At 72.6% G+C, this 24175-nt stretch carries 23 protein-coding genes; 16 read left to right on the top strand and 7 right to left on the bottom strand.

The features are described 5' to 3' along the window. Nucleotides 1–93 precede the first annotated feature (93 nt). Entirely contained in the window at nucleotides 94–1128 is a 1035-nt protein-coding gene (locus tag O0235_RS09810) for a GGDEF domain-containing protein (RefSeq protein ID WP_270055609.1), read from the top strand. A 1-nt stretch (nucleotide 1129) separates the two neighbouring features. Here the strand turns inward: O0235_RS09810 and O0235_RS09805 are convergent, their stop codons facing one another. Beyond that, nucleotides 1130–2233 (bottom strand): DUF1786 family protein, encoded by a 1104-nt coding sequence (locus O0235_RS09805; protein WP_270055608.1) that lies wholly within the window; start codon nucleotides 2231–2233, stop codon nucleotides 1130–1132. An 88-nt stretch (nucleotides 2234–2321) separates the two neighbouring features. On the opposite strand from O0235_RS09805, the gene O0235_RS09800 reads away from it, so the two are divergent. Then, nucleotides 2322–3641: a phosphodiester glycosidase family protein gene (locus tag O0235_RS09800; protein ID WP_270055607.1), complete on the top strand. Its 1320-nt coding sequence runs from the start codon at nucleotides 2322–2324 to the stop codon at nucleotides 3639–3641. Here O0235_RS09800 and O0235_RS09795 read toward each other — a convergent pair. Together O0235_RS09795 and O0235_RS09790 are read right to left on the bottom strand one after the other, a co-directional pair. Further along, entirely contained in the window at nucleotides 3638–4690 is a 1053-nt protein-coding gene (locus O0235_RS09795) for a matrixin family metalloprotease (protein ID WP_270055606.1), read from the bottom strand. The genes O0235_RS09800 and O0235_RS09795 overlap by 4 nt on opposite strands. Nucleotides 4691–4713: 23 nt before the next feature. Beyond that, nucleotides 4714–6135, bottom strand: a complete 1422-nt coding sequence (locus tag O0235_RS09790) for a matrixin family metalloprotease (RefSeq protein WP_270055605.1) — start codon at nucleotides 6133–6135, stop codon at nucleotides 4714–4716. Nucleotides 6136–6283: 148 nt separating this feature from the next. Between O0235_RS09790 and ald the strand changes: the two genes are divergently transcribed. Continuing rightward, a complete protein-coding gene (gene ald / locus O0235_RS09785; RefSeq protein ID WP_373324437.1) occupies nucleotides 6284–7402 on the top strand; it encodes an alanine dehydrogenase in 1119 nt (372 codons plus the stop codon). A gap of 4 nt (nucleotides 7403–7406) precedes the next feature. Here the strand turns inward: ald and O0235_RS09780 are convergent, their stop codons facing one another. Beyond that, the gene (locus O0235_RS09780; protein WP_270055603.1) at nucleotides 7407–8816 is read right to left on the bottom strand and encodes an MFS transporter; all 1410 of its coding nucleotides are present in this window, start codon (nucleotides 8814–8816) and stop codon (nucleotides 7407–7409) included. A gap of 268 nt (nucleotides 8817–9084) precedes the next feature. Between O0235_RS09780 and mbhE the strand changes: the two genes are divergently transcribed. The 9 genes from mbhE (at nucleotide 9085) to O0235_RS09735 (ending at nucleotide 18122) form a co-directional block, all read left to right on the top strand. After that, nucleotides 9085–11370 carry a hydrogen gas-evolving membrane-bound hydrogenase subunit E gene (gene mbhE / locus O0235_RS09775; RefSeq protein ID WP_270055602.1) on the top strand — a complete coding sequence of 762 codons (2286 nt, stop codon included), beginning with the start codon at nucleotides 9085–9087 and terminating at the stop codon, nucleotides 11368–11370. Continuing rightward, nucleotides 11367–11780, top strand: coding sequence for an MnhB domain-containing protein (locus O0235_RS09770; protein WP_270055601.1), 414 nt, complete (start codon nucleotides 11367–11369; stop codon nucleotides 11778–11780). The genes mbhE and O0235_RS09770 overlap by 4 nt, the downstream gene beginning before the upstream one ends. 1 nt (nucleotide 11781) lies before the next feature. Then, on the top strand, nucleotides 11782–12171 hold the full coding sequence (locus tag O0235_RS09765; RefSeq protein ID WP_270055600.1) for a Na+/H+ antiporter subunit C: 390 nt from the start codon (nucleotides 11782–11784) through the stop codon (nucleotides 12169–12171). After that, on the top strand, nucleotides 12168–13661 hold the full coding sequence (locus tag O0235_RS09760) for a Na+/H+ antiporter subunit D (protein ID WP_270055599.1): 1494 nt from the start codon (nucleotides 12168–12170) through the stop codon (nucleotides 13659–13661). The genes O0235_RS09765 and O0235_RS09760 overlap by 4 nt, the downstream gene beginning before the upstream one ends. After that, nucleotides 13658–14125 carry a Na+/H+ antiporter subunit E gene (locus tag O0235_RS09755; RefSeq protein ID WP_270055598.1) on the top strand — a complete coding sequence of 156 codons (468 nt, stop codon included), beginning with the start codon at nucleotides 13658–13660 and terminating at the stop codon, nucleotides 14123–14125. Before O0235_RS09760 ends, O0235_RS09755 begins: the two co-directional genes overlap by 4 nt. Continuing rightward, the gene (locus O0235_RS09750; RefSeq protein WP_270055597.1) at nucleotides 14122–14421 is read left to right on the top strand and encodes an MrpF/PhaF family protein; all 300 of its coding nucleotides are present in this window, start codon (nucleotides 14122–14124) and stop codon (nucleotides 14419–14421) included. Before O0235_RS09755 ends, O0235_RS09750 begins: the two co-directional genes overlap by 4 nt. Beyond that, nucleotides 14414–14890: a monovalent cation/H(+) antiporter subunit G gene (mnhG, locus tag O0235_RS09745; protein WP_270055596.1), complete on the top strand. Its 477-nt coding sequence runs from the start codon at nucleotides 14414–14416 to the stop codon at nucleotides 14888–14890. The genes O0235_RS09750 and mnhG overlap by 8 nt, the downstream gene beginning before the upstream one ends. Before the next feature lie 81 nt (nucleotides 14891–14971). Next, entirely contained in the window at nucleotides 14972–16969 is a 1998-nt protein-coding gene (locus tag O0235_RS09740) for a methyl-accepting chemotaxis protein (RefSeq protein ID WP_270055595.1), read from the top strand. Between the two features lie 943 nt (nucleotides 16970–17912). Next, entirely contained in the window at nucleotides 17913–18122 is a 210-nt protein-coding gene (locus O0235_RS09735; RefSeq protein WP_270055594.1) for a hypothetical protein, read from the top strand. Nucleotides 18123–18131: 9 nt separating this feature from the next. Here the strand turns inward: O0235_RS09735 and O0235_RS09730 are convergent, their stop codons facing one another. Then, nucleotides 18132–18689 (bottom strand): gamma carbonic anhydrase family protein, encoded by a 558-nt coding sequence (locus O0235_RS09730; protein ID WP_270055593.1) that lies wholly within the window; start codon nucleotides 18687–18689, stop codon nucleotides 18132–18134. A 106-nt stretch (nucleotides 18690–18795) separates the two neighbouring features. Here O0235_RS09730 and O0235_RS09725 point away from each other — a divergent pair, with 106 nt between their 5' ends. From O0235_RS09725 to plsX, 4 genes are read left to right on the top strand one after another with little or no spacing between them, the layout of a single operon-like run. Further along, complete coding sequence (locus O0235_RS09725; protein ID WP_270055592.1) at nucleotides 18796–19551, top strand: SDR family NAD(P)-dependent oxidoreductase; 756 nt, start codon at nucleotides 18796–18798, stop codon at nucleotides 19549–19551. Beyond that, entirely contained in the window at nucleotides 19551–20357 is an 807-nt protein-coding gene (locus tag O0235_RS09720; protein WP_270055591.1) for an enoyl-CoA hydratase/isomerase family protein, read from the top strand. The genes O0235_RS09725 and O0235_RS09720 overlap by 1 nt, the downstream gene beginning before the upstream one ends. 23 nt (nucleotides 20358–20380) lie before the next feature. Beyond that, complete coding sequence (locus O0235_RS09715) at nucleotides 20381–21148, top strand: class I SAM-dependent methyltransferase (protein WP_270055590.1); 768 nt, start codon at nucleotides 20381–20383, stop codon at nucleotides 21146–21148. After that, on the top strand, nucleotides 21145–22200 hold the full coding sequence (gene plsX, locus O0235_RS09710) for a phosphate acyltransferase PlsX (RefSeq protein WP_270055589.1): 1056 nt from the start codon (nucleotides 21145–21147) through the stop codon (nucleotides 22198–22200). Before O0235_RS09715 ends, plsX begins: the two co-directional genes overlap by 4 nt. A 21-nt stretch (nucleotides 22201–22221) precedes the next feature. On the opposite strand, the gene O0235_RS09705 is transcribed toward plsX, so the two are convergent. Together O0235_RS09705 and O0235_RS09700 are read right to left on the bottom strand one after the other, a co-directional pair. Then, entirely contained in the window at nucleotides 22222–22896 is a 675-nt protein-coding gene (locus O0235_RS09705) for a ferric reductase-like transmembrane domain-containing protein (RefSeq protein WP_270055588.1), read from the bottom strand. A gap of 1 nt (nucleotide 22897) precedes the next feature. Continuing rightward, on the bottom strand, nucleotides 22898–23617 hold the full coding sequence (locus O0235_RS09700) for a hypothetical protein (RefSeq protein ID WP_270055587.1): 720 nt from the start codon (nucleotides 23615–23617) through the stop codon (nucleotides 22898–22900). Between the last annotated feature and the right edge of the window lie 558 nt (nucleotides 23618–24175).

Below are 24175 nucleotides of genomic sequence, written 5' to 3'. Positions count from 1 at the left end.
GGTTCGTTCCCGGGGCGTCACGGATTCGCCACTCACGGCGGTGACAGCCTGCGCCGAACTTCCCGGTAGAAGGTGAAACGGGAAGAGCGTCTCATGGGTTCGACCGACCCGGCGCTCCCGCAGGTGCCTGCTGAAGAGCGGGCGCGGCAGGACATGCACGTGATGGCGCTGCAGGGCGTCATCGCGGGCTTCTTCGTTGCGGGGGAGCTGCTGGGGTGGTTCGGGGACGACTCGGCGGCGAGCCGGGCAGCGGTGGCGTGGATTGCGGCCTACCACATCTTGCGGGTGGCCTACGTGGTGCGGCGGCGGGCGACGCACCGGCCGATCGCGGCCGTCGAGGCGCTCATCCCGCTGCTCGATGTGAGCTGCGTGTCGTCGGCGTGGGTGATTTTGAACGACCCGGGCTCGCCGTTCTGGGCGGTCTACCTGTACGCGCTGGTGGGGTACGCGCGGCGGATGCACGGGTGGGAGTACGCGCGCACAGCGGCCTTCATCCTCGCGAACATGGGCGCGGCGCAGGGCATCGTCAGCTGGCGGCACGGCGAGGGCTTCTTCACGGTCGACCAGGCGACCATGCTGCTGATCGCGGCAACGATGGCGTCGCTGGCGCACAAGGTCGGGGCGGGCTGGCGGGAAGCAGAGCGGCAGGCGCGGGTGCAGGCCGAGACGGACCCGCTGACGGGGCTGCCGAACCGGCGGCACTTCCTCGCGCAGCTGGAGCAGCGGGCGGCGGGCGATTTCCGGTACGCGCTGCTGATGATGGACATCGACGACTTCAAGCGGCTGAACGACGAGCACGGGCACCTGCACGGCGACGCGGTGCTGGAGCGCGTGGCGCGGGTGCTGCGGGCGAACATCCGCGAGGGGGACCTGCTCGCGCGGTACGGCGGCGAGGAGTTCGTGGTGGCGATGCCGGGAGCGGACCTCGAGCAGGCGCTGCAGGTGGCCGAGCGGCTGCGGCGGGCGGTCGAGCGGGATACGCCGTCGTCAGTCTCCATCGGGTGCGCGGTGCGGGAGCCGGGCGAATCGCTGGACGACGTGCTGCGGCGGGCGGACGACCTGCTGCTGTTCGCGAAGCGGACCGGGAAGAACGTCGTGCGGTGGGACGGGCTGCGGCGCTCCGCCTGAATCAGGCGGCGATGGGGCCGAGGCGGGCTTCGACGGCATCGCGGGCCCAGGGATGGACCTCGGCGAAGGCGCGGAGGAGGCCGAAGCAGCCGGCGATCATCATGTCGCCGAAGGGCGCGACGAACGTCGGGCGGAGGGGCGAGCCGGCGAGGCGGCCGCGCTGCGGGCCGGTGACCGCGACAACCGGCGGGAGGCCGGGCGCGACGAGGGAGCGGTCGAGGTGGAGCGCGCCGTGGCCCTTCGAGCCGAAGATTTCATCGTTGGTGAGGGAGCCGTCGGCGAGGCGGCGGGCGAAGGTTTCGACCTGCGCGTCGGTGACTTCGCCGGTGTGGTGTTCGAAGAGGGATGCGATGGTGCGGCCGCGGAGGTGGAAGCCGAGGAGGTGCATGTTGCCGAGGTTGAGGACGAGGCGCTCGGGGCTGGCGGCGACGCGCTCATCGTGGAGGGCGCCGAGGGCGGCAGCCGGGCCGGTATCCATGAAGGCGGCGGGGGCATCCGCCTGCGCGGCAGCGGCGATGGCGCGGGCGCGGGTGAGGTAGGGCGGGAGGCCCTCGGGGGCCATGGCGAAGGCGAGGAGGTCGTTGCGGCCGCGGACGACGCGGGCGAGGTGGTCGAAGCGGAAGATCCGGTCCGAGGTGCCGGGCGGCGCTTCGCCGTGATCGAGGCAGCCGACAGCGATGCCGTCGAAGTCGGCCGGGACTTCGAACGCGGCGAGAGCCGTGCGGATGGCGTCGAGGTCGAGGTCGCGGAGGATGACGCGGTCGGCATCGAGGCGGACGGCTTCGTCGTCGCTGACGAGAGTGACGCCGAGGGCGCGGACGCGGTCGAGGTCGTCGTCGAAGGTACGGGCGGCATCGGGCGTGGCGAAGGCGGGGAGGCCGGCCCGGAGATGGTCTTCGAGGGCCCATGCGCAGGGGCCGCCGCCGGCGATGGAGCCGGTGATGAGGAGCGGCCGGCAGGCGGCGGTGGCGCGGCGGATGCGGGCGGCGGCGATGGCGGTCGGCGACGGGAGGACGAGCTTGGGCGAGTTTTCAACCGGGCCGGCGCTGTCGAAGAGGAGGATGTCCTGCGTGCCGGTGCCGACGTCGATCGCGAGGATGCGCATGGGGCCAGTGTAGGGCTTTAGGGGAACCTTTGGCCGGGGATGTGCGTTTTCGATTGCGGTGATGGAGGCGCGTGCTAGACTCGCGGCCGTGCTGGGGAGCATGCCGTTCCGGCGGGGGGCGAAGCAGACTGCGGCGGAGCCGGGGCCGGATGAGGCGCCGGCGGATGAGGCTGCCCCCGGGCCCGGCGAGGCGGCTCCGCGCCGCCGGCTGACGTGGCGGCGGGCGCTCGGCGCTGGGCTGCTGCTCATGGCCGCGGCGGCCGGCGCGGCGTATCTCGAGAAGGACCGGATTGCGCCGGAGGTGGCCGACGGGCTGCGGGCGACGATCGGCGATGAGCGGACAGCGCGGGTGGAAAGCTGGTTCTTCGCGCTCGAGGACCGGGTGCAGAAGGTGAAGTACCGGCTGCTCGGCGGGGAGACGACGCCGTTCGCGACGGAGGAGGTGCGGGTCGCGTATGTCGCGAAGGAGCCGCCGCGGACGGTGGTGGTGTGGGCCGGGAAGCGGGGGCTGGATTCGGCGCCGAACCCGGACGCGTTCCTGCCGGTGCCGATGACGTTCCCGGCGACGCGGCAGCTGCGGCCGAACCCGGAGCCCGGCGAGGGGGCATGGACGACGGCGGGGCTGCCGCGCACGTCGCCGACGGACCCGCTGATGGCGAAGACCTTCTTCCGGCCGGACCCGTCCCGGCCGTACGCGCTCGTCGGGGTGCTGCTGGTGGATTCGCGGCGGGTGCGGCTGCACATGGTCGCGGGGACGGTGGACCCGGGCGGGAGCCGCGGGGTGAAGGGGCCGGGCGTGATCCCGAAGGAGGACATCGGGAAGCTGGTGGCAGCCTGGAACGGGGGCTTCAAGGGCGACCACGGGAATTTCGGGATGGTGGCGCACGGGCTGGAGTTCCAGCGGCTGCGGAACGGGCTCGCGACGGTGTGCACGAAGAAGGACGGGACGTTCGTGATGGGGGAGTACGGCCGGGACCTGGCGTGGGACCCGGCGACGATGGACGCCTGCCGGCAGAACGCGGTGCTGCTGGTGGACCGGGGCGAGGTGAGCAAGCGGACGGCGGAGGGGAACGATACGTGGGGCTACGTGCAGGTGAACTCGGCGGAGTTCATCACCTGGCGGTCGGCGATCGGCGTGACGAAGGAGGGGCACCTGCTGGTGGCGGCGGGGAATTCGCTGAGCGCGGAGACGCTGGCGAAGGCGCTCTGGGCAGCGGGCGCGGAGTACGCGATGCAGCTCGACATCAACAGCCCGTACGTGCTGACGGCGCTCTTCTTCCCGCAGCCGGACGGGACGGTGAAGCCCGAGCGGTTCATGGAGGCGATGCCGGATTCGCCGGGGCGCTTCCTGCGGGTGCAGGAGCGGGACTTCATGTACCTCGTGCTGGATGAGTCGCGGTACCGCTAGGGGAGCGGCAGGCCGGCGGAGCAAGACGAAGCGGCGTAGAGCCAGGCCGGCCGCTCGGGGGGAAAGACGGTGAGTGTGACGAGCGGTGGCGGCAGGGCGCGGGCCCAGCGGCGCCATGACGGGCCCTCGAAGACGTAGGCGGCCTCGAGGCAGGGGAGATCGGCGGCCGCGGCGGCGGGCTCGAGGCCGGGCAGGACGAGGAAGTTCCAGCCGGGTTCCAGGGCAACGCGGACGGGGCCGGCAGGCGGGGCGGCGGGGGCAGCCGGGTAGAGGGCGCGGATGCCGGCCCGGTCATCGGGGGCGAGGGCGCGGTTGATGCCCGTGTACTGGAAGTACATGACGGCGGCGATTTCTTCCGGGGTGCAGGGTCCCCAGGGTGCGGGACAGGAGTGTTCGAGGCCGGCCATGTGGCCGAGTTCGTGGAGGATAACGGTGCGCCAGTCGAGGACGGCATCGAGGCCGAGTTCGCGGAGGGCGTTGGGGTTGCTGTTGAGGAGCATGTCGACTTCGCGGGCCTCTTCCTTGCTGGTGAGGCCGAGGACGCAGCCGCGGTCGCAGGGGAGGTGGACCCACGAGATGACGTTTTCGCCATCGGGGCCGGCCTCGAGGATGGAGGCGGTGCGGTCGGTGATGCCGGCGTAGCGGAAACGGAAGCGGGAGCCTTCGACCGACGACCACGCATCGAGGCCGGCGATGACGGCCTGGGGCCCGGCTGCGGGCGGCGCGCCGGTGGGGTTGTAGGCGACGGGGACGGGCAGCTCGGCATCGGACCAGGCCCAGCCCCAGGGGCGCCATGCGGCGGAGGCGGCGGGCTCGCGCGGGGCGACGGGGAGCGCAGCGAGGGCTGCCGCGACGGCGCGCTCCGCCTCGGCGGGCGAACGGGCGGCGACGAGGAACTGGAGGAGGACGGGCGGCCCGCCGGGGCGGTCGGCCACGATGTCGAGGGTGAACGGCGCGGGCGCGGCGGCGCTGCGCTCGACGCTCGCCGGCAGCGCGAGCGCGAGGAGGGCGGCGAGGGCAGCGAGGATGCCGGGCAGGCGGCGGGCCATCGGGCGACTCCGGGGGCGCGGCGTCAGGGCTCGATGGCGATCGTGGCCGGGCCGCTGGCGAGGAACCAGTAGACGGCGCCCTTGCGGAGGATGGGGAGGTTGTTCAGGTAGGCCGGGGCGCCGGCGACGTACCGCCGCCACTGGCCCGTCCAGGGGTCGAATTCGTAGACGGCGCGGATGGCGGGCGCGCCCGCGAGGGCGACGGCAGGCGGGAGCTCGGCGCCGGGCCAGGCGAGGAGGTTCGCGCCGGGCACGATGGGGAGGGAGGGCGGCGGCACCGGGGTGGCGGAGGGGCGCGGGGTGGGGGTGCGCGTCGGGGTCGGCGTGAAGGTGGGCGTGGGGGTCGCGGAGGGGCTGCCCGCGACAGGCGGCGTCGGCGTGCGGGTGGGCGTCGGCGTGGCCGTCGGCGGCATGGTGGGCGGCGGGGTGGAGCTGCCGCCGCCGGGCGGCGCCGGGGGGGTCGGGGTGGGCGTGCTCGTGGGCGTGGGGGACGGGCTCGGGGATGGCGACGGGGACGGGGAAGCGGAGGGTGTGGGCGTCGGGGTGGGGGTGTTCGTCGGGGTGCTGGTCGGGGTGGGGCTCGGGCCGCCGACCTGGCCGTAGATCGCGTAGAGGCCGTCGAGGTCGTCCTGGGTGAGGGTGCGCTTCATCGAGCCCGACGCGTAGGAGGCGTACATGACGGCGGAGAAGTCGCTGGAGTGGTTGAGGCCGAGGGCGTGGCCGAATTCGTGAAGGGCGACGCTCTGGAGGTCGACCGAGACGGGCGAGCCGGTGGTCCAGTTCCAGTCGGGGTCGAACTGCATGTCGAATTCGACAGCGGCGCGGTACGGGCTGCCGGTGGTGGAGAACCAGGAGCAGGTGACGGCGAGGACGGAGCCGCTCTGGGGTGCCCAGCCGACGGTGTTCTGGCCGTCCATGCCGCCCCCGCCGCAGGCGCCGGTGCCGGCGGTGGTGGCGCCGCCGCCGGTGAACTGGAAGTTCGCGCCGGCGGAGGACCAGGTCTGGGCGGCGGCCTGCATCACGGACTGGGCCTGGACAGCGACGCCGGGATGGGCGCCGTCGCCGTTGTAGGCCCAGCTGGCGGAGCCCGACATCCACTTGAAGCCGCTCGTGACGTAGGCGGCGGAGGCCGAGCCGGGCGGGATTTCGTAGGCGCCGGGGAAGCGGGCGAGCATTTCGCGGCGGGCAGTATCGGCGGCCTGGGCGAAGCTGCCGGAGCCGTCGTCGTACATGAAGAAGCTGATTTTGACGGTGTACCACTGGCCGGCGTGGGGCACGAGGAAGACGGTTTCGACGTCGCGGAACCGGGGGGTGACCTCGGCGCGGGCGCCGGTGGAGCCGGCGAGGATGGCGGCCGCGAGGCCCCAGGCGAGGGCGGCGAGGGCGAGGAGTCCGACGGCGGTGCGCCAGGGGGCGCGCGTTCGAGGGGTTCGCTGCGCGTTCATGAGGCGGTCTCCGCGGGGCGACGAAGGTTCGCCATGGGCATCGGCATGCGAGGCGGCGGCGCGGAGTGGCAAACGGGGCGGGAAAACCCGGAAATCGGGGTGACGGACGGCAGGACGTGGCAGGATATGGGCGCAGGAGGTGATGCCGATGCGTGTCGGGACGGTCCGCGAACGGAAGGACGGCGAGCTGCGGGTCGGGCTGACGCCGGAAGGGGCGCACGCCCTCGTGCTGCGCGGGCACGACGTGCTGGTGGAGACGGGCGCCGGGGCGGGCTCCGGGCACAGCGACGCGGCGTATGCGGCCTCCGGGGCGCGGGTCGTGCCGACGGCGGAGGAGGTGTGGGGGAGCTGCGACCTCGTGGTGAAGGTGAAGGAGCCGGTGCCGAGCGAGTACGGCTACCTGCGGCCGGGGCTGACGCTGTTCACCTACCTCCACCTCGCGGCGGACCGGGCGCTGACGGAGCGGCTGGCGGCTTCGGGGACGACGGCGCTGGCGTACGAGCTGGTGCGGAAGGCGGACGGGAGCCTGCCGCTGCTGGCGCCGATGTCACAGGTGGCCGGGCGGATGGCTGCGGAGATTGGCGCGCACCTGTTGAAGCACCCCGGGCCGGGGCGCGGGAAGCTGCTGGGCGGCGTGGCGGGGGTGCCGCCGGGGCGGGTGGTCATCGTGGGGTCGGGGCAGGTGGCGACGGCCGCGGCGCGGGTGATGATGGGGCTCGATGCGCGGGTGATGGTGATGTCGCGCGACCTTTCGCGGCTGGCGTACCTGCAGGAGAACTTCGGCGGGCGGATTGGCACGCGGGTGTCGTCGCCGCAGGCGGTGGCGGAGGAGCTGGCGGGGGCCGACCTCGCGATCCTCGCGGTGCTGGTGCCTGGGCATGCGGCGCCGAAGGTGGTGACGCGGCAGATGGTGCGCTCGATGGGGGAGGGGGCGGTGCTGGTGGACGTGTCGATCGACCAGGGCGGGGCATCGGAGACGAGCCGGCCGACCTCGCACAGCGCGCCGACGTACGTGGAGGAGGGGGTGGTGCACTACTGCGTGACGAACATGCCGGGGGCGGTGCCGCAGACGAGCACGCAGGCGCTGACGAGCGCGACGCTGCCGTATGTGGAGGCGCTGGCGGATTACGGCATCGAGGGGGCGCTGCGGCGGGACCGGGCGCTGGCGGAGGCGCTGAGCACATACGGCGGCGCGCTCATCGCGGGGCCGGTGGCGGAGGATTTCGGGATGGCTGCGGTGCCGAACCCGTTCCTGCCGGGGTCGTAGGAGCTCAGGCCCGGCCGGCGGCCTCGGCGGCGCGGCGCTGGTAATCGGCGAGGAAGTCGGCCATGGTGCGCTGGGCATCCTCGGCGCAGGTGCGGCTGGCCTGGTAGGCGAGCCAGGTGCCGAGCGCCATCACGGCCGTGGTGGCGGAGAGCATCGCCCAGCGGAGGGCTTCGCCTTCGGCCATGCCGGCGCTGGCCTGGAGGAGTTCGGAAATCGCGCCGACGATGAGGGGCGCGGCCGCGGCGCCGAAGACGGCGAGGGCGAGACCGAAGGCAGAGAACGCCTGGGAGCGGATGCGCGGGGGCGAGACGGCGGCGACGATGGAGATGAGGCCGGGGGTGCCGAGCGAGGCGACGAGCGCGCCGAGGCAGAGGAAGAGGAGGCAGAGAGCAGCGTTCGGCATGAGGAAGGCGACCGACCAGGTGATGGTGAGGATGATGGTGGCGACGACGCCGACCCGGCCGAGGTAGCGGAAGCCGCGGGCGACGTTGCGGTCGGCGAAGGGACCGCCGTACCAGGTGCCGACGAACGCGGCGAGGGCGAGCGCCGCGAGTGCGCCGCCGGCGGCGGTGGTGGAGAAGCCGAACTCGCGCTCGAAGAGGGCGGGGATCCAGAAGGTGACGCCGAAGAGGGAGAAGCCGAAGGCGGCGTTGGTGAAGATGAGAAGGCGGAGGGAGCGGATGCGGAAGATTTTGCCGAGGCTCTGCCGGAAGCCGAGCTTGTCGGGCGGGTCCTGGAGGAAGGCGGCGAAGAGGGGGTCCTGCTTCGCGGCGGCGACGAGGTCGGCTTCGCCGCGGCGCGGTTCGCGGAGGCGGAGGGCGTAGATGCCGAGGAGGAGGCCGGGGAGGGCGGCGGCGGCGAAGCCCCAGCGCCACCCGACGGCGGCGACGATGGCGCCGCCGATGATGGCGCCGAGCACCTGGCCGAGGGGGTTGGCGGAGCGGTGGTAGCCGAGGGCGCGGCCCCGGACGCTCACGGGGTAGTAGTCGGAGAGGAGGCTGGCGTGGGTGGGGACGATGGTGCCCTGGCCGAATCCGAGGAGGGCGCGGGTGAGGAAGAGCTGGACGAAATTTTGCGAGGCAGCGGCGAGGAGGCCGGCGCCGCCCCAGATGACGGCGCCGCCGGAGAGGATGGAGACGCGGCGCCAGCGGTCGGCCCAGTTGCCGGCGGGGAGGGAGATGACGCCGGTGATGAAGACGACGGCGAGCGGGAGGAGGCCGACGGCCCAGTCGGCGAGGTCGAAGTCGCGGCGGATGTCTTCCATCGCGACGGCGAGGACGGCGCGGTCGAGCTCGTCGACGGCGTTGAGGATGAAGAGGATGACGAGCGGGGCGAGGCCGAAGTCGCGCAGGCGGGGCCGGGTGCCGGTCGGGGGGTCAGCCGGGGAGGTGGTAGCGGGTGAGCTCGCAGCCACGGCGGGGCTCCGGGGATGGAATAGGGGACAGGCTGAACCTGATTCGTGAATTCTGGGACATTCTGGATCTTGGAGCGAACGTCAACGGTCGGATAAGGTAGAAATGGCAGGATGGCAGCGGAGGCGGGTGCCCAAGAGCGCCTCCGCCAGGCCCGACGAGCGGGCCGCGCTCCCATATCCGCGCCCCGGCACCGGGCGACGGCGAGATGGACAACCGACGGCCGGCGAGGTTCGCCGGCCGCTCAGTTCGCTTGCGGGGAGGGCCATTTTGGGCCTGGTCGTAGCGATAGCTGCGGTCTTCCTTGCGGTGCCCCTGGCGCTGCTGCTGCCGGCGCGGCGCTGGCGGGGCCTGCTGCTGGCAGCGGTGCCCGCAGGCGTGTTCGCGTACTTCGTCAGCCTGCTGGACCGGGCGGCGGAGGGCCGGCCGCTGGCGTGGTCGGCGGAGTGGTTCCCGTCACTGGGGGTCGAGCTGGCCTTCCGGGCGGACGGGCTGGCGCTGCTGTTCGGCCTGCTCATCGCGGGCATCGGGGCGTTCATCCTCGTCTACGCCGAGGCGTACATGGCGGGGAAGCCGGGCGCCGGGCGGCTCGAGGCGACGCTGCTGGCGTTCATGGGCGCGATGCTCGGCGTGGTCCTGGCGGACGACGTCATCACGCTGTTCGTGGCGTGGGAGCTGACGAGCGTGACGTCGTTCCTGCTGATTTCGTTCGAGCAGGAGAAGCTGAAGGCGCGGAAGGCGGCGGTGCAGGCGCTGCTGGTGACGGGCGCGGGCGGGCTGGCGCTGCTGGCGGGGCTGGTCGTGCTGGGTCAGGCGGCGGGGACGTACCGGGTGTCGGCGATGAGCGCGGAGGCGGTGGCGGGGAGCTCGCTCGCGACGGGAGCACTGGTGCTCGTGCTGCTCGGCGCGTTCACGAAGTCGGCACAGGTGCCGTTCCATTTCTGGCTGCCGGGGGCGATGGCGGCGCCGACGCCGGTGAGCGCGTACCTCCACTCGGCGACGATGGTGAAGGCGGGGGTGTACCTGCTGGCGCGGCTGCACCCGGTGCTCGGCGACCTCGAGGGGTGGCGGCCGGCGGTGGTCTCGGCCGGAGCGGCGACGCTGGCCGTCGGGGCGTTCGTGGCGGTGCACGAGCGGGACCTCAAGCGGATTCTCGCCTTCACGACGGTGGGCGCGCTGGGGTTCCTGACGATGCTGCTGGGGCTCGGGACGGAGCTGGCGATCAAGGCGGCGATGGTGTTCGTCGCCGGGCATGCGCTGTACAAGGGTGCGCTGTTCATGGCGGCGGGGGCGATCGACCACGGGACGGGGACGCGGATGGTGGACGAGCTGGGCGGCCTGCGCCGGGCGATGCCGTGGACGTTCGCGGCGGTGGCAGCCGGCAGTATCGGCCTCGCGGGCTTCGGGCCGGTGCTGGCGTTCATCGGGAAGGAGGCGGCGCTGGAGGCGGGGCTGGAGGACGGGGGCGCAGCCGGGGGCTGGGCGCTGGCGGCGATCGTCTTCTCGGGGGCGCTGTTCACGGCAGCGGCGGTGGTGCTGCTGCGGCCGTTCTTCGGCGCTGAGCGGGCGCCGGGGCACCCGCACGAGGGGAGCGCCGGGCTGCTGGCGGGGCCGCTGGCGCTGGGGGCGCTTTCGTTCGGGCTGGCGCTCGCGCCGGGGGTGATCGAAGGGCGGCTGATCGCGCCGGCGGCGGCAGCGGTCGCGGGCGAGCCGGTGAAGGTGTCGCTGAAGCTGTGGCACGGGTTCAACACGGCGCTCGGGCTGAGCGCGCTGTCGGTCGGCGGCGGCGTGCTGCTGGGGTTCGCCGTACCGCGGGCGACGGCGCTCACGGGCCGGCTGATGGGGGCGCGGTGGTTCCCGTCGGGGCCGAAGGTGTACGACTGGCTGTACTACGGGATGCAGCGGCTGGCGCGGTTCCACACGGTGTGGATGCAGCGCGGCTATCTGCGGGGCTACATCGCGGTGGTGCTGCTGACGTTCGTGGGGCTGGCGTGGGCGGCGCTGGTGCGGTGGGGCGGGAGCATCGAGCGGGACTGGCTGACGCCGGCGTTCTACGAGGCGGCGGTGGCAGCGACGATCGTCGCGGGAGCGACGACGGCGATCGTCCACATGTCGCGGCTCGCTGCGGTGACGGCGCTGGGCGCGGTCGGGTTTGGGGTAGCGATCGTGTATGCGCTGTTCGGCGCTCCGGACCTCGCGCTGACGCAGATCGTGATGGAGACGCTGACGGTGATGCTGTTCGTGCTGGTGTTCTACCGGCTGCCGAAGCTGGTGGACCGGGGGCCGATGCGGCGCCGGCTGCGGGACGGGGCGATCGCCCTGGCGGTGGGCGTGACGATGACGGTGCTGGTGCTGGCATCGCTGGGGCACCAGCAGGGGCAGCCGATCTCGTCGTACTTCGGGGAGACGGCGTACCTCGAGGCGTTCGGGAAGAACGTGGTGAACGTCATCCTGGTGGACTTCCGGTCGCTGGATACGCTGGGCGAGATCGTGGTGCTGGGGACGGCGGCGTTCGGGGTGTTCGCGCTCCTGCGGGTGCGGAGGTGGTCGCGGTGAACTCGTCGATCCTGCGGACGATGGCGCGGCTGCTGGCGTCGCTGCTGCTGCTGGCCTCGCTCTACCTGCTCTGGCGCGGGCACAACGCGCCGGGCGGGGGGTTCAGCGGGGGGATCATGGCGGCGGCGGCGTTCGTGCTGATGGCGGTGGCGTTCGAGCCGATGGCGGGGTGGCGGGCGACGCGCGTTTCGCCGCTGGTGCTGATCCCACTGGGGCTGGGCATCGCGCTGGCGAGCGGGTTCGCCGGCGTGCTGGCGGGGGACGGGTTCATGGCGGGGCAGTGGGTGACGGTGGCGGTTGGCGACGGCGTGAAGCTCGGGACGCCGCTGCTGTTCGACATCGGCGTGTACCTGGTGGTCATCGGGGTCGCGCTGGCGGTGATCATCCCGCTGATGGGGGAGGAGGAGTAGGGTGGAGCTGCTGCTGGCGGTGACGGTCGGCTGGCTGTACGCGTGCGGGCTCTACCTGCTGCTGCGGCGGACGCTGGCGCAGGTGGTCATCGGGCTGGCGCTGCTGACGAACGGGACGAACCTGCTGATCTTCGTCGCGGCGGGGCTGGTGCGCGGGGAGCCGCCGCTCATCGGCGAGGGGCAGGAGGTGCTGGCGGCGGGGACGGCCGACCCGCTGCCGCAGGCGCTCATCCTGACGGCGATCGTGATCGGGTTCGCCATCCAGGCGTTCGCGATGGCGCTGGCGTACCGGGTGTACCGGTCGGTGGGCAGCGACGACATCGACGCGCTGACGACGACGGAGCCGCCGCCTCCGCCGGTTGCGGTGCAGACGGCGGAGGGCGAGCCGTGACGCTGCTGACCGCGCTGCCGGTGATCCTGCCGCTGGCGACGGCGGTGGCGGGGCTGCTGCTGCTCTCGCGGCCGCGGTGGCAGGCGCCGATCGGGCTCGCGGGGGCGCTGGCGCTGCTGGCGGCGGCGGCCGCGCTGCTCGTCCGCACGTGGCGGGACGGCATCCAGGTCATCGAGGTCGGCGGCTGGCCGGCGCCGTTCGGCATCGTGCTGGTCTCGGACATGCTCTCGGCGGTGATGGTGACGGTGGCGGCGGCGGTCGGGCTGGCGGCGACGGTGTACTCGTTCCGGGTGGTGGATGCCGGGCGGATCAGCGCCGGGTACTACGCGCTCATCCACGTGCTGCTGATGGGGGTGTGCGGGGCGTTCCTCTCGGGGGACATCTTCAACCTGTACGTGTGGTTCGAAGTGATGCTGATGGCCTCGTTCGTCCTGCTCGTGATCGGGGGCGAGCGGCCGCAGTTCGAGGCCGGGCTGAAGTACGTGGCGCTGAACCTGCTGGGGTCGGTCGGGTTCCTCTCGGGCGTGGGGCTGCTGTACGGGGCGGCGGGGACGCTGAACATGGCGGACCTCGCCGTGCGGGTCGGGGAGGCAGACGCGGATGCGCGCTACTACACGGTGGTGGCGATGCTGTTCCTCGTCGCGTTCGGGCTGAAGGCGGCCGTATTCCCGCTCTACTTCTGGCTGCCGGCCTCGTACCACACGGCGCCGGCGCCGGTGGCGGCGCTCTTCGCGGGCCTGCTGACGAAGGTCGGGGTGTATTCGCTGCTGCGGGTGTTCACGCTGATTTTCACGCAGGACACGGGGTACACGCGGGAGCTGCTGCTCTGGATTTCGGCGGCGACGATGGTGAGCGGGGTCCTGGGAGCGGCGGCGCACCAGGACATGAAGCGGATCCTCTCGTTCCACATCATCAGCCAGATCGGCTACATGACGATGGGGCTGGCGCTGGCGACGCCGCTGGCGCTCGGCGGGGCGCTCTTCTACATGGTGCACAACATCATCGCGAAGACGAACCTGTTCTTCGTGGCGGGAGTGGTGCGGCGGCTGCGGGGGAGCTACGAGCTGAAGGACCTCGGCGGGCTGGCGCGGGCGCACCCGTGGCTGGCGGCAGCGTTCTTCGTGTCGGCGTTCAGCCTCGCAGGGGTCCCGCCGCTTTCGGGGTTCTTCGCGAAGTTCATCATGGTGCGGGCGGCCATCGAGACGCGGGAGTACGCGGTAGCCGGGGTGATGCTCGGCGTGGGCCTTTTGACGCTCTTCTCGATGGTGAAGATCTGGACGGAGGCGTTCCTGAAGCCGAGCCCCGGCGGGGCGGTGAGCGAAGGGGCGGTTGGGGCGGCATCGTGGGTGCCGGTGATTGCGTTCGCGCTGCTGGCGATCGCGATGGGGGTGGGGGCGGAATGGTGGTGGCGGCCGATGGAGCTGGCCGGTCAGCAGCTGTTCGACCGCACGGGGTATATCGAAGCCGTGCTGGGAGGTGGCGCGCGATGAAGGGGCTGCTCTGGATCCTGCTGCTGGCGGGCGCGTGGGCCGCGCTGAGCGGGGCGGTCTCGGGGGTGCAGCTGGCGGTCGGGATGGCGCTCGGGCTCGGGGTGCTGATCTTCCTCGGCGGCGCGGGCACGGACTACCTGCGGAAGGCGCGGGTAGTGGCTTCGTTCGCAGTGTTCTTCGTGGTCGAGCTGGTGAAGGCGAACCTGCGGGTGACGCGGGACGTGCTCTCGCCGAAGCCGCCGATCGCGCCGGGGGTGGTGGGCATCCCGCTGGACCTCGAGGGCGACGGGCCGATTGCGCTGTTCGCCATCGTGATGACGCTGACGCCGGGGACGCTGGCGCTCGACGTTTCGGAGGACCGGAAGACGCTGTACGTCCACGGCATGTGGGTGCGGGACGCGGAAGCGTTCCGGAAGGAGCAGAAGGCCGGGTTCGAACGGCGGGTGAAGGAGCTGGTCGAATGACGGGGCTGCTGGCCGGCAACCCGGCAGAGATTTTCGCGGTCGCGCTGCTGTGCGCCGGGGTGGCGATGGCGGGCTACCGGCTGGTGCGGGGGCCGAGCCTGCCGGACCGGGTGGTGGCGCTGGACCTGCTGACGATCCAGGGGCTGGGGCTGCTGACCGTCTACGCGATTGCGGCGGGGCGGTCGGCGTACCTCGACGTCGGCATCGTGCTGACGCTGGTGACGTTCCTCGCGACGACGGCGTTCGCGTACTACATCGAGAAGGGGAGCCACCCGGAGGAGCGGCGGGATGGGTGACATCATCGTGGCCGTACTGCTGGTGGTCGGGTCGTCGCTGATGTTCGTGGCGGCGCTGGGGATTTTGCGGATGCCGGACCTGTTCACGCGGATGCAGGCGACGACGAAGGCGGCGACGCTGGGGGTGGGGCTGCTGCTGGCGGCGGCGGCGGTGGAGTTCGGGAACCTCGCGGTGACGACGCGCGTGATCGCGGCGGCGGTGTTCATCGCGATGACGGCGCCGGTGGCGGCGCACCTGCTGGGCCGGGCGGCGTACTTCCTCGGGGTGCCGCTCTGGGAGGGGTCGGTGCGGGATGAGCTGCGGGGCCGGTACAACGAGCGGGCGCACGCGCTGGCGTCGCTGGAGGAGGAGCTGGGGGAGGAGCGGTTGGCGCCGGGCCGGGCAACACGGAGAGGGATCGTTTCTGATGACTTTTCCGAAAGACCGAAACCGGGGGATTCTGCGGGCGCACCCGAGGGGACTTCCTGATACGCATCCCCGTCATTGCGGCTGAGATTCGAAAGGACGGGACGCGGCGGCAGACCGCGACCCCGGCCAGGGAGTCTCACGATGGGTTGGTTCACGAATTTGAAGGTGCAGGCGAAGCTGCTGGTTGCGTTCGGGGTGGTGCTGGCCCTGAACGCGGCGGTCGCCGTCATGGGGGTCCTCGAGCTGCAGCGGGCGGCCGACCGCTCGGCCTCGATGTACCGGGAGAACGTGCTGGGCGTGCAGTACGCGCTGCTGACGAACTACAACATGGCCGCGAGCGCGCGGGAGGAGAAGCGGGCGTTCCTCGAGCCGGACGCGGCGAAGCGGATCCCGCTCATCGAGCAGGGCCGGAAGGAGCTGGCGGCGGCCGAGCAGGCGATGGCGGATTACCACCAGACGTTCGCCTCGGAGGCGGACGCGCAGCAGTGGGCGGACGTCGAAGCGCTGGTGAAGCCGGTCATCGCCGAGCGGCGGAAGATCTTCGACCTGCTCGAGGCGGGGAAGGACAGCGAAGCGGCGCAGGCCGCGGCAGGGCTGAACGCCCGGATTGGGCCGATGAACGCGGCGCTCGAAGAATCGGGGCGGTTCAACGCGGCGATCGCGTCGGACTCAAAAGACGCTGCAGCCAGCGCGGCGTCCCGGGCGCGGCTGCTGCTGACCGGGCTGACGGTCGGCGCGGTGCTGGCGGGGCTGGGGCTGGCGACGTGGCTGGCGCGGTCGATGGCGCGGACGGCGCGGGAGGTGCGCGACGCGGCGCGCTCGATCGCGCGGGGCGACGTGAACGTCGCGGTTGCGGTGCGGTCGAAGGATGAGCTCGGCGAGGCAGCAGAGGCGTTCGGCGAAATGACCGTGTACCTGAAGGAGATGGCGGCAGCGGCAGCCGCCGTGGCGAACGGCGACCTGGCGGTCCGCGTGCAGCCGCGCGGCCACGACGATGCGCTGGGGAATGCGCTCCAGCGGATGGTGAGCAGCCTGCGCGAGCTGATCGGGCAGGTGCGGCAGCAGGCGGAGGGGATCCTCTCGGCGGCGGGCCAGCTCGGCGATGCGAGCGACCAGATGGCGGCGGCGACGGGCCAGATCGCGACGGCGATCAACGAGGTCACGCGCTCGGCCGTTGCGCTGAGCGGGCTTTCGCAGGAGAGCGCGCGGGAGGTGGAGCGGGTGGCGAGCGGCTCGCAGCAGGTGGCGGCGGGCGCGCAGGAGTCGGCGGCCTCGGCGGGGCAGTCGCGCGAGGAGGCGGAGCGGATGGGCCAGCGGATTCAGCTGGTGGCGCAGGCCTCGGGCGAGGTAGCCGAGGCGGCGGAGGAGTCGAAGCGGGCGGCGCTGCAGGGGCAGGAGGCGGTCGCGCAGGCGGTGGCCTCGATGGCGTCGATCGCAGCGGCGGTGGAGCGCGCCTCGAAGACGGTCGACATGCTGGGCGAATACGGGCAGCAGATTGGCGACATCGTGAAGGCGATCGACGAGATCGCGGCGCAGACGAACCTGCTCGCGCTGAACGCGGCGATCGAGGCCGCGCGCGCGGGCGAGCAGGGGCGCGGCTTCGCCGTCGTGGCCGAGAACGTGCGGTCGCTGGCCGAGCGGTCGAGCGCCTCGACGAAGGAGATCGCGGACCTCATCGCGAAGGTGCAGCAGGGCACGCAGGAGGCGGTCGAGGCGATGGCGGCCGGCGTGCGCGACGTCGAGGAAGGGCAGCGGATTACCGGCGAGGCCGGGGAGGCGCTGCAGGCGATCATCGCGACGGTGGCGCGCTCGGCGGACCGGATGAAGGAGATTGCGCGGGACGTGCAGGGGCTGGCGGCCGGCGCGGAGCGGATCGTGGCCTCGGCGGAGCAGATCGCGGCGCTGGCGAGCGAATCGGCGCAGGGCGCGAGCGAGATGGCGGCCGGCACGTCGAAGGTGACCGAGGCGATCCTGCAGGTCTCGGCGACGAGCGAGGAGACGAGCGCGTCGGCGGAGGAGGTGTCGGCCTCGACGGAGGAGCTTTCGGCACAGGCGCAGGAGCTGGCGGCGACGGCGAACCAGATGCGGGAGATGGCGAACGCGCTGGCGGCCGCGGCGGGGAGGTTCCGCCTGGCGTAGCCGGGAGCCGGGGGCTGGGGGCTGATCTGCGGCGGGGGCGGAAGGTTGCGCCCCCGCCGTTCGTTTCGGGCGGAAGAGTGGCACGGCTGGCGCCGCGCAGGATGGCTGGACGCCTTCGGCGTCGGCGCCGCCGGATGCCGCCGATCCGCGGCGGCGGAGGGGGGAGGCGGCACCGGGAGGTGGGAGTTGGGAGGTGGGAGGTGGGAGTGAGGCTACGGCGCGTCCGGGCGCCGTCAACCTCCAACCTCCAACCTCCAACCTCCAACCTCTAACCTTCAACCTCCGTCCGTAGCCGCGGGGCTCCGTCCCCGCGGGGCGCCATGCGCCCAACGGATGTCGCGGGAACCGGGAACCGGGAGGCGGGAGCCGGGAGGCGAGGCAGGGTGAATTCGAGCGGCCGGGGTGGGCCTCACCCGCCCTCCGCGGGCACGGAGGCCCGCGACGACGGGGTTGGGAGGCGGGAGTTGGGAGGTGGGAGCGAGGCTACGGCGCGTCCGGCGCGTTAACCTCCAACCTTCAACCTTCAACCTTCAACCTTCAACCTCCAACCTCCAACCTCCAACCTCCAACCTCCAACCTTCAACCTCCGACCGTAGCCGCGGGGCTCCGTCCCCGCGCGGCGCCATGCGCCCAACGGATGTCGCGGGAACCGGGAACCGGGAGACGGGAACCGGGAGGCGAGGCAGGGTGAATTCGAGCGGCCGGGTGGGCCTCCCGGCCCTCCGCGGGCACGGAGGCCCGCGACTACGGAACCGGGAGTTGGGAGGTGGGAGGTGGGAGCGAGCGTGTGGATGCGCCGGGCGGCGGCGACTCCCTGCTCCCTGCTCCCTCCTCCCTCCTCCCTCCTCCCTCTTCCCTTCTCCCGGTTCGCGCCGAGAGGGAGACGGGAGGCGGGGAGAGCGGGTAGGCTCGGAGACCGAGAGATTTCGCGCCGGGGAGTGGCATGAAGACGTCGTTCTACGAGGCGGACCCCTTCAGCGGGAGCAAGGGCGAGCACTACTGCACGATCGAGTCGGACTACCGCTGGGAGAAAGGGGACGAGGTGTGGATCGAGACGGGCGGGAAGCGGCTGAAGCTGCGCATCACGTGGGTGCACGTCACGGTGCATGCGGACGGGTCGGTGACGCGGGAGCTGCTGGGGCTGAAGCTGTAGGCGGGCGCGTCAGGCGTCGCCGGGCGGGGGAACGTCGGCGCGGGGGATTTCGCGGACGCCGGCGCGGTGGAGCGCGGTGAGCATGGCGTACCGCTCGGGGCCGGTGCGGACCCATTCCTCGGCGGCGGTGCCGGCGAGGGGGCGTTTGACCTCAGCGGGGACGCCGACGGCGAGCATGCCGCCCGGGATTTCGGTGCCGGGCGCGACGACGGCGCCGGCGGCGACGAGGGCGCCTTCGCCGACGACCGCGCCGTCGAGGACGATGGCGCCGTTCGCGATGAGGGCGCGGGCGCCGATGGTGGCGCCGTGGACGACGCACCCGTGGGCGATGGAGACCTCATCGCCGATGAGGGCCGGGTTGCCGGCGCGGCTGTGGACGACGGCGCCGTCCTGCACGTTCGCGCCGCGGCCGATGACGACGTAGCTGGTATCGCCGCGGACGACGGCGCCGTACCAGATCGAGGCGCCGGCGTGGATGGTGACGTCGCCGACGACGGAGGCGGTGGGGGCGATGAAGGCGGTGGGATGGATGCGCGGGACTTTGTCGCCGACGGCGTAGATGGGCACGAGGGGGATTCTCGGGCAGGCGGCGGGCAGTGTCGATGTGGCGGAGCGGGGCGGGTCGCCTACAATGCCGTGTCGGGCGCGCACCTGGCGGCCCGGGGAGGTTCGCATGGAGATCGCCGGGAAGGTCGCAGTGGTGAGCGGCGGGGGTTCGGGCATCGGCCGGGCGACGGTGCTCGAGCTGGCGCGGCGCGGGGCGCGGGTGATTGTCGCGGACATCGACGAAGCCGGGGCGCGGCAGACGGCGGACCTCGCGGCGGCTGCGGGCGGCATGGCGATCGCCCGGCGGTGCGATGTGACGCGGACGGAGGACCTCGCCGGGGCGATGGCGTGCGCGTTCGAGCACTGGGGCGCGCTCGACATCGTGTTCAACAACGCGGGCATCGGCGGGGAAGACCTGTTCGCGGACGACCCGGGGCCGTGGGAGCGGATCATCGAGATCAACCTGGTTGCGGTGATCGATGCGACGCGGATTGCGGTGCGGGAGATGCGGCGGAGCGGCAAGGGCGGCGTGATCATCAACACGGCGTCGATGGGCGGGCTGCTGCCGATGCCGGATTCGCCGGTGTACGCGGCCTCGAAGGCGGGCGTGGTGAACTTCACGCGGTCGCTGGCGCACCTCGCGGCGCAGGACCGCATCCGGGTGAACGCCATCTGTCCCTCGTTCACGGATACGCCGCTGGTGCGGCGGAGCGGCGACGCGCGGGTCGAAGAAGTGGCAAAGCTGGTGGGCGGCATTCTGCAGCCGGAGGACGTGGCGGCCGGGGTCATCGAGCTCATCGAGGACGATTCGCGGGCGGGGGCGATCATGCGGGTGACGGTGCGCGGGGGCCGGGACTTCGCCCGCGAGGTGCGGCCCTACTGATGGCGGAATACGAAACGCTGCTGGTGGAGCGGGACGCGGAGCTGCCGGGGCTCGTGACCGTGACGCTCCACCGGCCGGAGAAGCTGAACGCGATCAGCGGGCGGATGCACCGGGAGCTGCAGGAGGTCTGCCGGGAGCTGGCGGACGACGCGGAGGCGCGGGTGGTCATCCTGACGGGCGCGGGCCGGGCGTTTTCGGCGGGAGCGGACCTCGGGGGAAGCGCCTCGGACCCGAACCGGCTGCCGCTGGCGACGCTGCAGGCGGAGCGATCGCCGCTGCGGGAGCGGCTGCGGGCGAGCCAGGGGAACCGGACGGCTGCGGCGCTGGAGGGGCTGCCGCAGGTGACCATCGGGGCGGTGAACGGGCTGGCGATCGGGGGCGCGGTGGTGCTGCTGGCCTGCCTCGACCTGCGAATAGCGGCAGCGACGGCGTGGTTTTCGGTCCCGGAGGTGGACCTCGATATCCCCCTGACGTGGAACGCGCTGCCGCGGCTGATGCGGGAGCTGGGGCCGGCGCGGACGCGGGAGCTGGTGATGACCTGCGAGCGGTTCACGGCGGAGCAGGCGCTGGCGTGGGGATTCGTGAACCGGGTCGCGCCGGAGGGCGAGGCGCTGGCGGCGGCGCGGGAGCTGGCGGGCCAGCTGCTCGCGAAGGACCCGATGGCGCTGGCGCTGACCAAGAGCACGTGCGCGGCGCTGGCGGAGGCGATGGTGCCGGCCCATGTGACGCACAGCGACCCGGACTACCTCGTGCTGGCGCGGCTGCTGGCGCAGGAGCGGGGCGGCCGGGGTTCGACACGGGCGTAGGCTGCGGGGGAGAATTCGGGACGGTGCATCACGACCCCTACGCGGCCGATGCGGCGTTCTACGACGCCATCCACGACGGCTTCCGGGACGACATCGACCTCTGGCTCGCCTATGCGGGGCGGACGGACCGGCCGGTGCTGGAGGTCGGCTGCGGCACGGGGCGGATCGCCGTGGAGCTGGCGGCGCACGGCCACGAGGTGACGGGCATCGACCCGTCGCCAGCGATGCTGGCGCGGGCGCGGCGGCGCGCGGACGAGCGGGGGCTCGACGTGCGGTTCATCGAGGGGCGGGTGCTGGACCTCGCGCTCGAGCCGGGGCGCTACGGGTTTATCGTGGTGCCGCTCGATGTGTTCCTGTACTGCAAGGACGGCGAGGAGCAGCGGGCCACGCTGGAGCGGCTGGCGGAGGCGCTGACCTTCGACGGGACGCTGGCGCTGGACCTGCCGGGGCCGGGAAGCTGGCTGGACCCGGCGACGAACGGGCAGCCGGTGCTGGCGTTTTCGGGGGAGACGGACGACGGCGAGGGATTCGAGTGCTGGCATGTGCACGAGGACGACCTCGCGGAGCAGGTGCGGACGCTGCGGGTGGCGTATGAGACGGTCGGGGAGGATGGCACCGTCCGGCGGCGGGTGAGCGTGCACCGGCTGCGGTACGTGGGCCGGTGGGAGCTGGAGTACCTGCTGGAGGCGGCAGGGCTCGACCTCGTGGACCTGTTCGGGGATTACGACCTTTCGCCGCTGGAGGGCGGGAGCAGCCGGATGGTGGCAATCGCGCGGAGGAGGCCGGGATGACGACACCGCGAATCGTGCTGGATGCGATGGGGGGCGACAACGCGCCGGGCGAGCCGGTAGCCGGGGCGCTCATGGCGGCCGGGGTGCTCGGCGTGGAGCTCATCCTCGTCGGGCGGCGGGAGGCGATCGAGGCGGAGCTGCGGGGGACGGGCACCATCCGCGACGTGCGGGTGGTGGAGGCGCCGGACGTCATCGAAATGGAGGAGCACCCGACGGAGGCGGTGCGTTCGAAGCCGAAGAGCTCCATCGTGGTCGGCCTCGAGATGGTGAAGCGGGGGGAAGCGGACGCGTTCGTGACCGCCGGGAACACGGGGGCGACGATGGCGGCGGCGCTGCTGACGCTGGGGCGGGTGCGCGGCATCGGGCGGCCGGCGCTGGCGACGATTTTCCCGGCGGCGGACGGGAAGCTGACGATGCTGCTGGACGTGGGCGCGAACGCGGACTGCCGGCCCGTGCACCTGTTCCAGTTCGCGCATATGGGCGCGGCGTATATGGAGCGGATGTTCGGGGTGGCGCGGCCGCGGGTCGGGCTGCTGTCGATCGGCGAGGAGGAAAGCAAAGGGAACCAGCTGACGCTCGAGGTGCACCAGCTGCTGCGCGGGAGCCGGCTGAACTTCATCGGGAACGTCGAGGGGAAGGACCTGCCGAAGGGGATGGCGGACGTGGTGGTGATGGACGGGTTCACCGGGAACGTGGTGCTGAAGACGGCGGAGGGCATCGCAGAGCTGCTTTTCGGCGAGCTGCGGAAAGCGGTGGAGCTGACCCCGTGGAACAAGGCCGCCGGGCTGATCCTGATGTCGGAGCTGCGGAAGGTGAAGCGGCGGCTGGATTATGCCGAGTACGGCGGGGCGCAGCTCGTAGGGGTGGACGGGATCGTGGTCATCGGGCACGGGCGTTCGAACGCGCGGGCGATTTACAACGCGCTGAAGGCGGCGCGGGATGCGGTGCACAACGGCGTGCTGGAGACGATGCGCGCGGTGGGGAAGGAGATCCCGGCGCGGGGTCAGGGAGGTGCCGGGGAGGGCGCCGCCGGGGACAACGGGGAGGATTGACGGCGGCGCCCTCCGCCGGCGCTAGCCCGCCGGCTCGGCGGCGGCCCGGGACGGAGGGCGGGCCGGCGCCTGCCGGCGCGGGCGCACATACACGAGGCGCACGGTCAGCGCGCCGATGAGGAGCGACGAGGTGAGGAGGTAGAGCACCGCGACCGGAAGCGCGCCGGTATCGGTGCCGATGCGGATGCCGTGCCAGAGCGCGGCGAGATAGGCGACGAACGAGGCGCGGTGCACCCAGCGCCAGGTGGCGGGGCCGATGGCGCCCCGGAACCAGAAGCTGAAGGTGACGATGGCGAAGAGATAGAGGGCGATGGTGCCGAGGGCGGCATCGGCGCGCTCGTAATAGGATGCGAAGGGGATGAAGAGGTCGGCGGGGCCGAAATCGGTCCAGCCGTCGGGAATGAGGACGAGGGCGTGGACGAGGCCGAGCGCGAGGCCGGCGATGGCGAAGGCCTGGTGGGCGGCGAGGAGGCGCGCACGGTTGACCAGCCCATCGAACCAGGCGGATGACATGAGCAGGCCGCCTGCGAGGGAGAGCCAGAGGAAGAGGTAGGCGGAAATCCCGGCGGCGCGGGAGGCGTACCAGGCGCCGTGGCCTTCATCCGGGGGGAGCAAGGGGGCGAGGTAGCCCCGGCCCGCTGCCCCCGCGAGCAGCCCCGCCGCAGCGGCCCATGCGATGACGGTGTGGTAGCGCATCTCAGGACCCCTTGGATTTCTTTGGCGCGGTTGTGGGGGCGGGCTTCGGCGGGCTGGCCGGGGCTGCTGGTGCAGCGGCCGCGACGGGCGGCGCGGGTGAAGGGGGCGGCGCGGGCGCCGGCGCAGGCGGAGGGGCGGCCGGGAGTTCCGCGGGGGCCGGCGCGGGTATCGGGAGGGAGCCCGTTCCCGCGGCCGGCGCCGGCTGCCCGGCTGCCGGCGCGGGTAAGGCAGCCTGCGGCGATGGGGTCGGCGCGGCAGGTGACGGTGCGCCGGACCCCGCGCCGGCCGGCGCGGGAGCGGCCTGGACGATGTAGTAGATGGGCTGACGCTGGATGATGACCACCGGCCGGGCTGCCGAATCGGCGGCGGCCGCGGGGGCGAACTCGCCCGGGGCTTCCCCGTTTGCGGCGGAAGCCTGGTCAGGCTCAGCTGCGGCGCCGGGGAGCGAGACGGCAGCTGCCGCTTCGGCAGCGTCCTGGCGATGTTCGGCGATGGCGATGGCGTTCCAGGTGCTGACGAGCGTGGCGGCGGCTGAAGCGCCGATGCCCAGTCGCGTGAGGGCGAAGCGAACGGCGCCGCCTGGCTTAGTCGTCATCGTCGTCCTCGTGATCGTCGTCGTGGTGGCGGTCGTGGTCATCGTCATCGTGGCGGCGATCGTCATCATCGTCGTCGTGGTGGTGGCGGTCGTCGTCGTCGTGGTGGTGGCGGTCGTCGTCGTCATCGTCGCGACCGTACGACGGCGCTGGCGCGGGCGCTGGCGAGGACGGAGCCGGAGCGGTGACAGACGGAGCCGGCGTTGGGGTCGATGCGGGCCGGGCGGTCGGCGTGGCAGCCGGGGTCGAGGTCGATGGCGATGCCGGCGGGGACGATGGCGACGAGGCAGCGGAAGGCCGTGGCTCCTGGCCAGCGGGCGTGCTCGCGGGCTGGGGCACCGGGCTGCCGGAATCGGCGGGTGCCTGTTGGGCCTGCTGGTAGACGACGACGGGGGTTGCGTCCTGGTAGATGACGATGGGGTTTTCGGCTGCGATTGCGGCGGGCAGAGCGGGAGCCTGCTGGGCGGGGGCCTGCTCGGCGAGCGGGGCAGGTGCGGCGGGCTCGGCGCTGCCACCGAAATCGAACAGGCCCTGCGAGGCGGCGGTTGCGCCGACTGCGGCAGCCGAGAGGCCGGTGGTGATAGCTGCGGTGAGCAGCGAGGCAAGGCGATTCATGGCCGAAAACCTCCCGATGCGGTGTTCCGCGGAGTACATCGGGAGGTCCGGCCAGAAGGTGTCACGGGTCG

The organism is Tepidiforma flava (assembly GCF_027594505.1).
Lineage (GTDB): Bacteria > Chloroflexota > Dehalococcoidia > Tepidiformales > Tepidiformaceae > Tepidiforma > Tepidiforma flava.
Note: the sequence above shows the minus strand (reverse complement) of the source record. Positions and strands in the feature narration are given on the sequence as shown.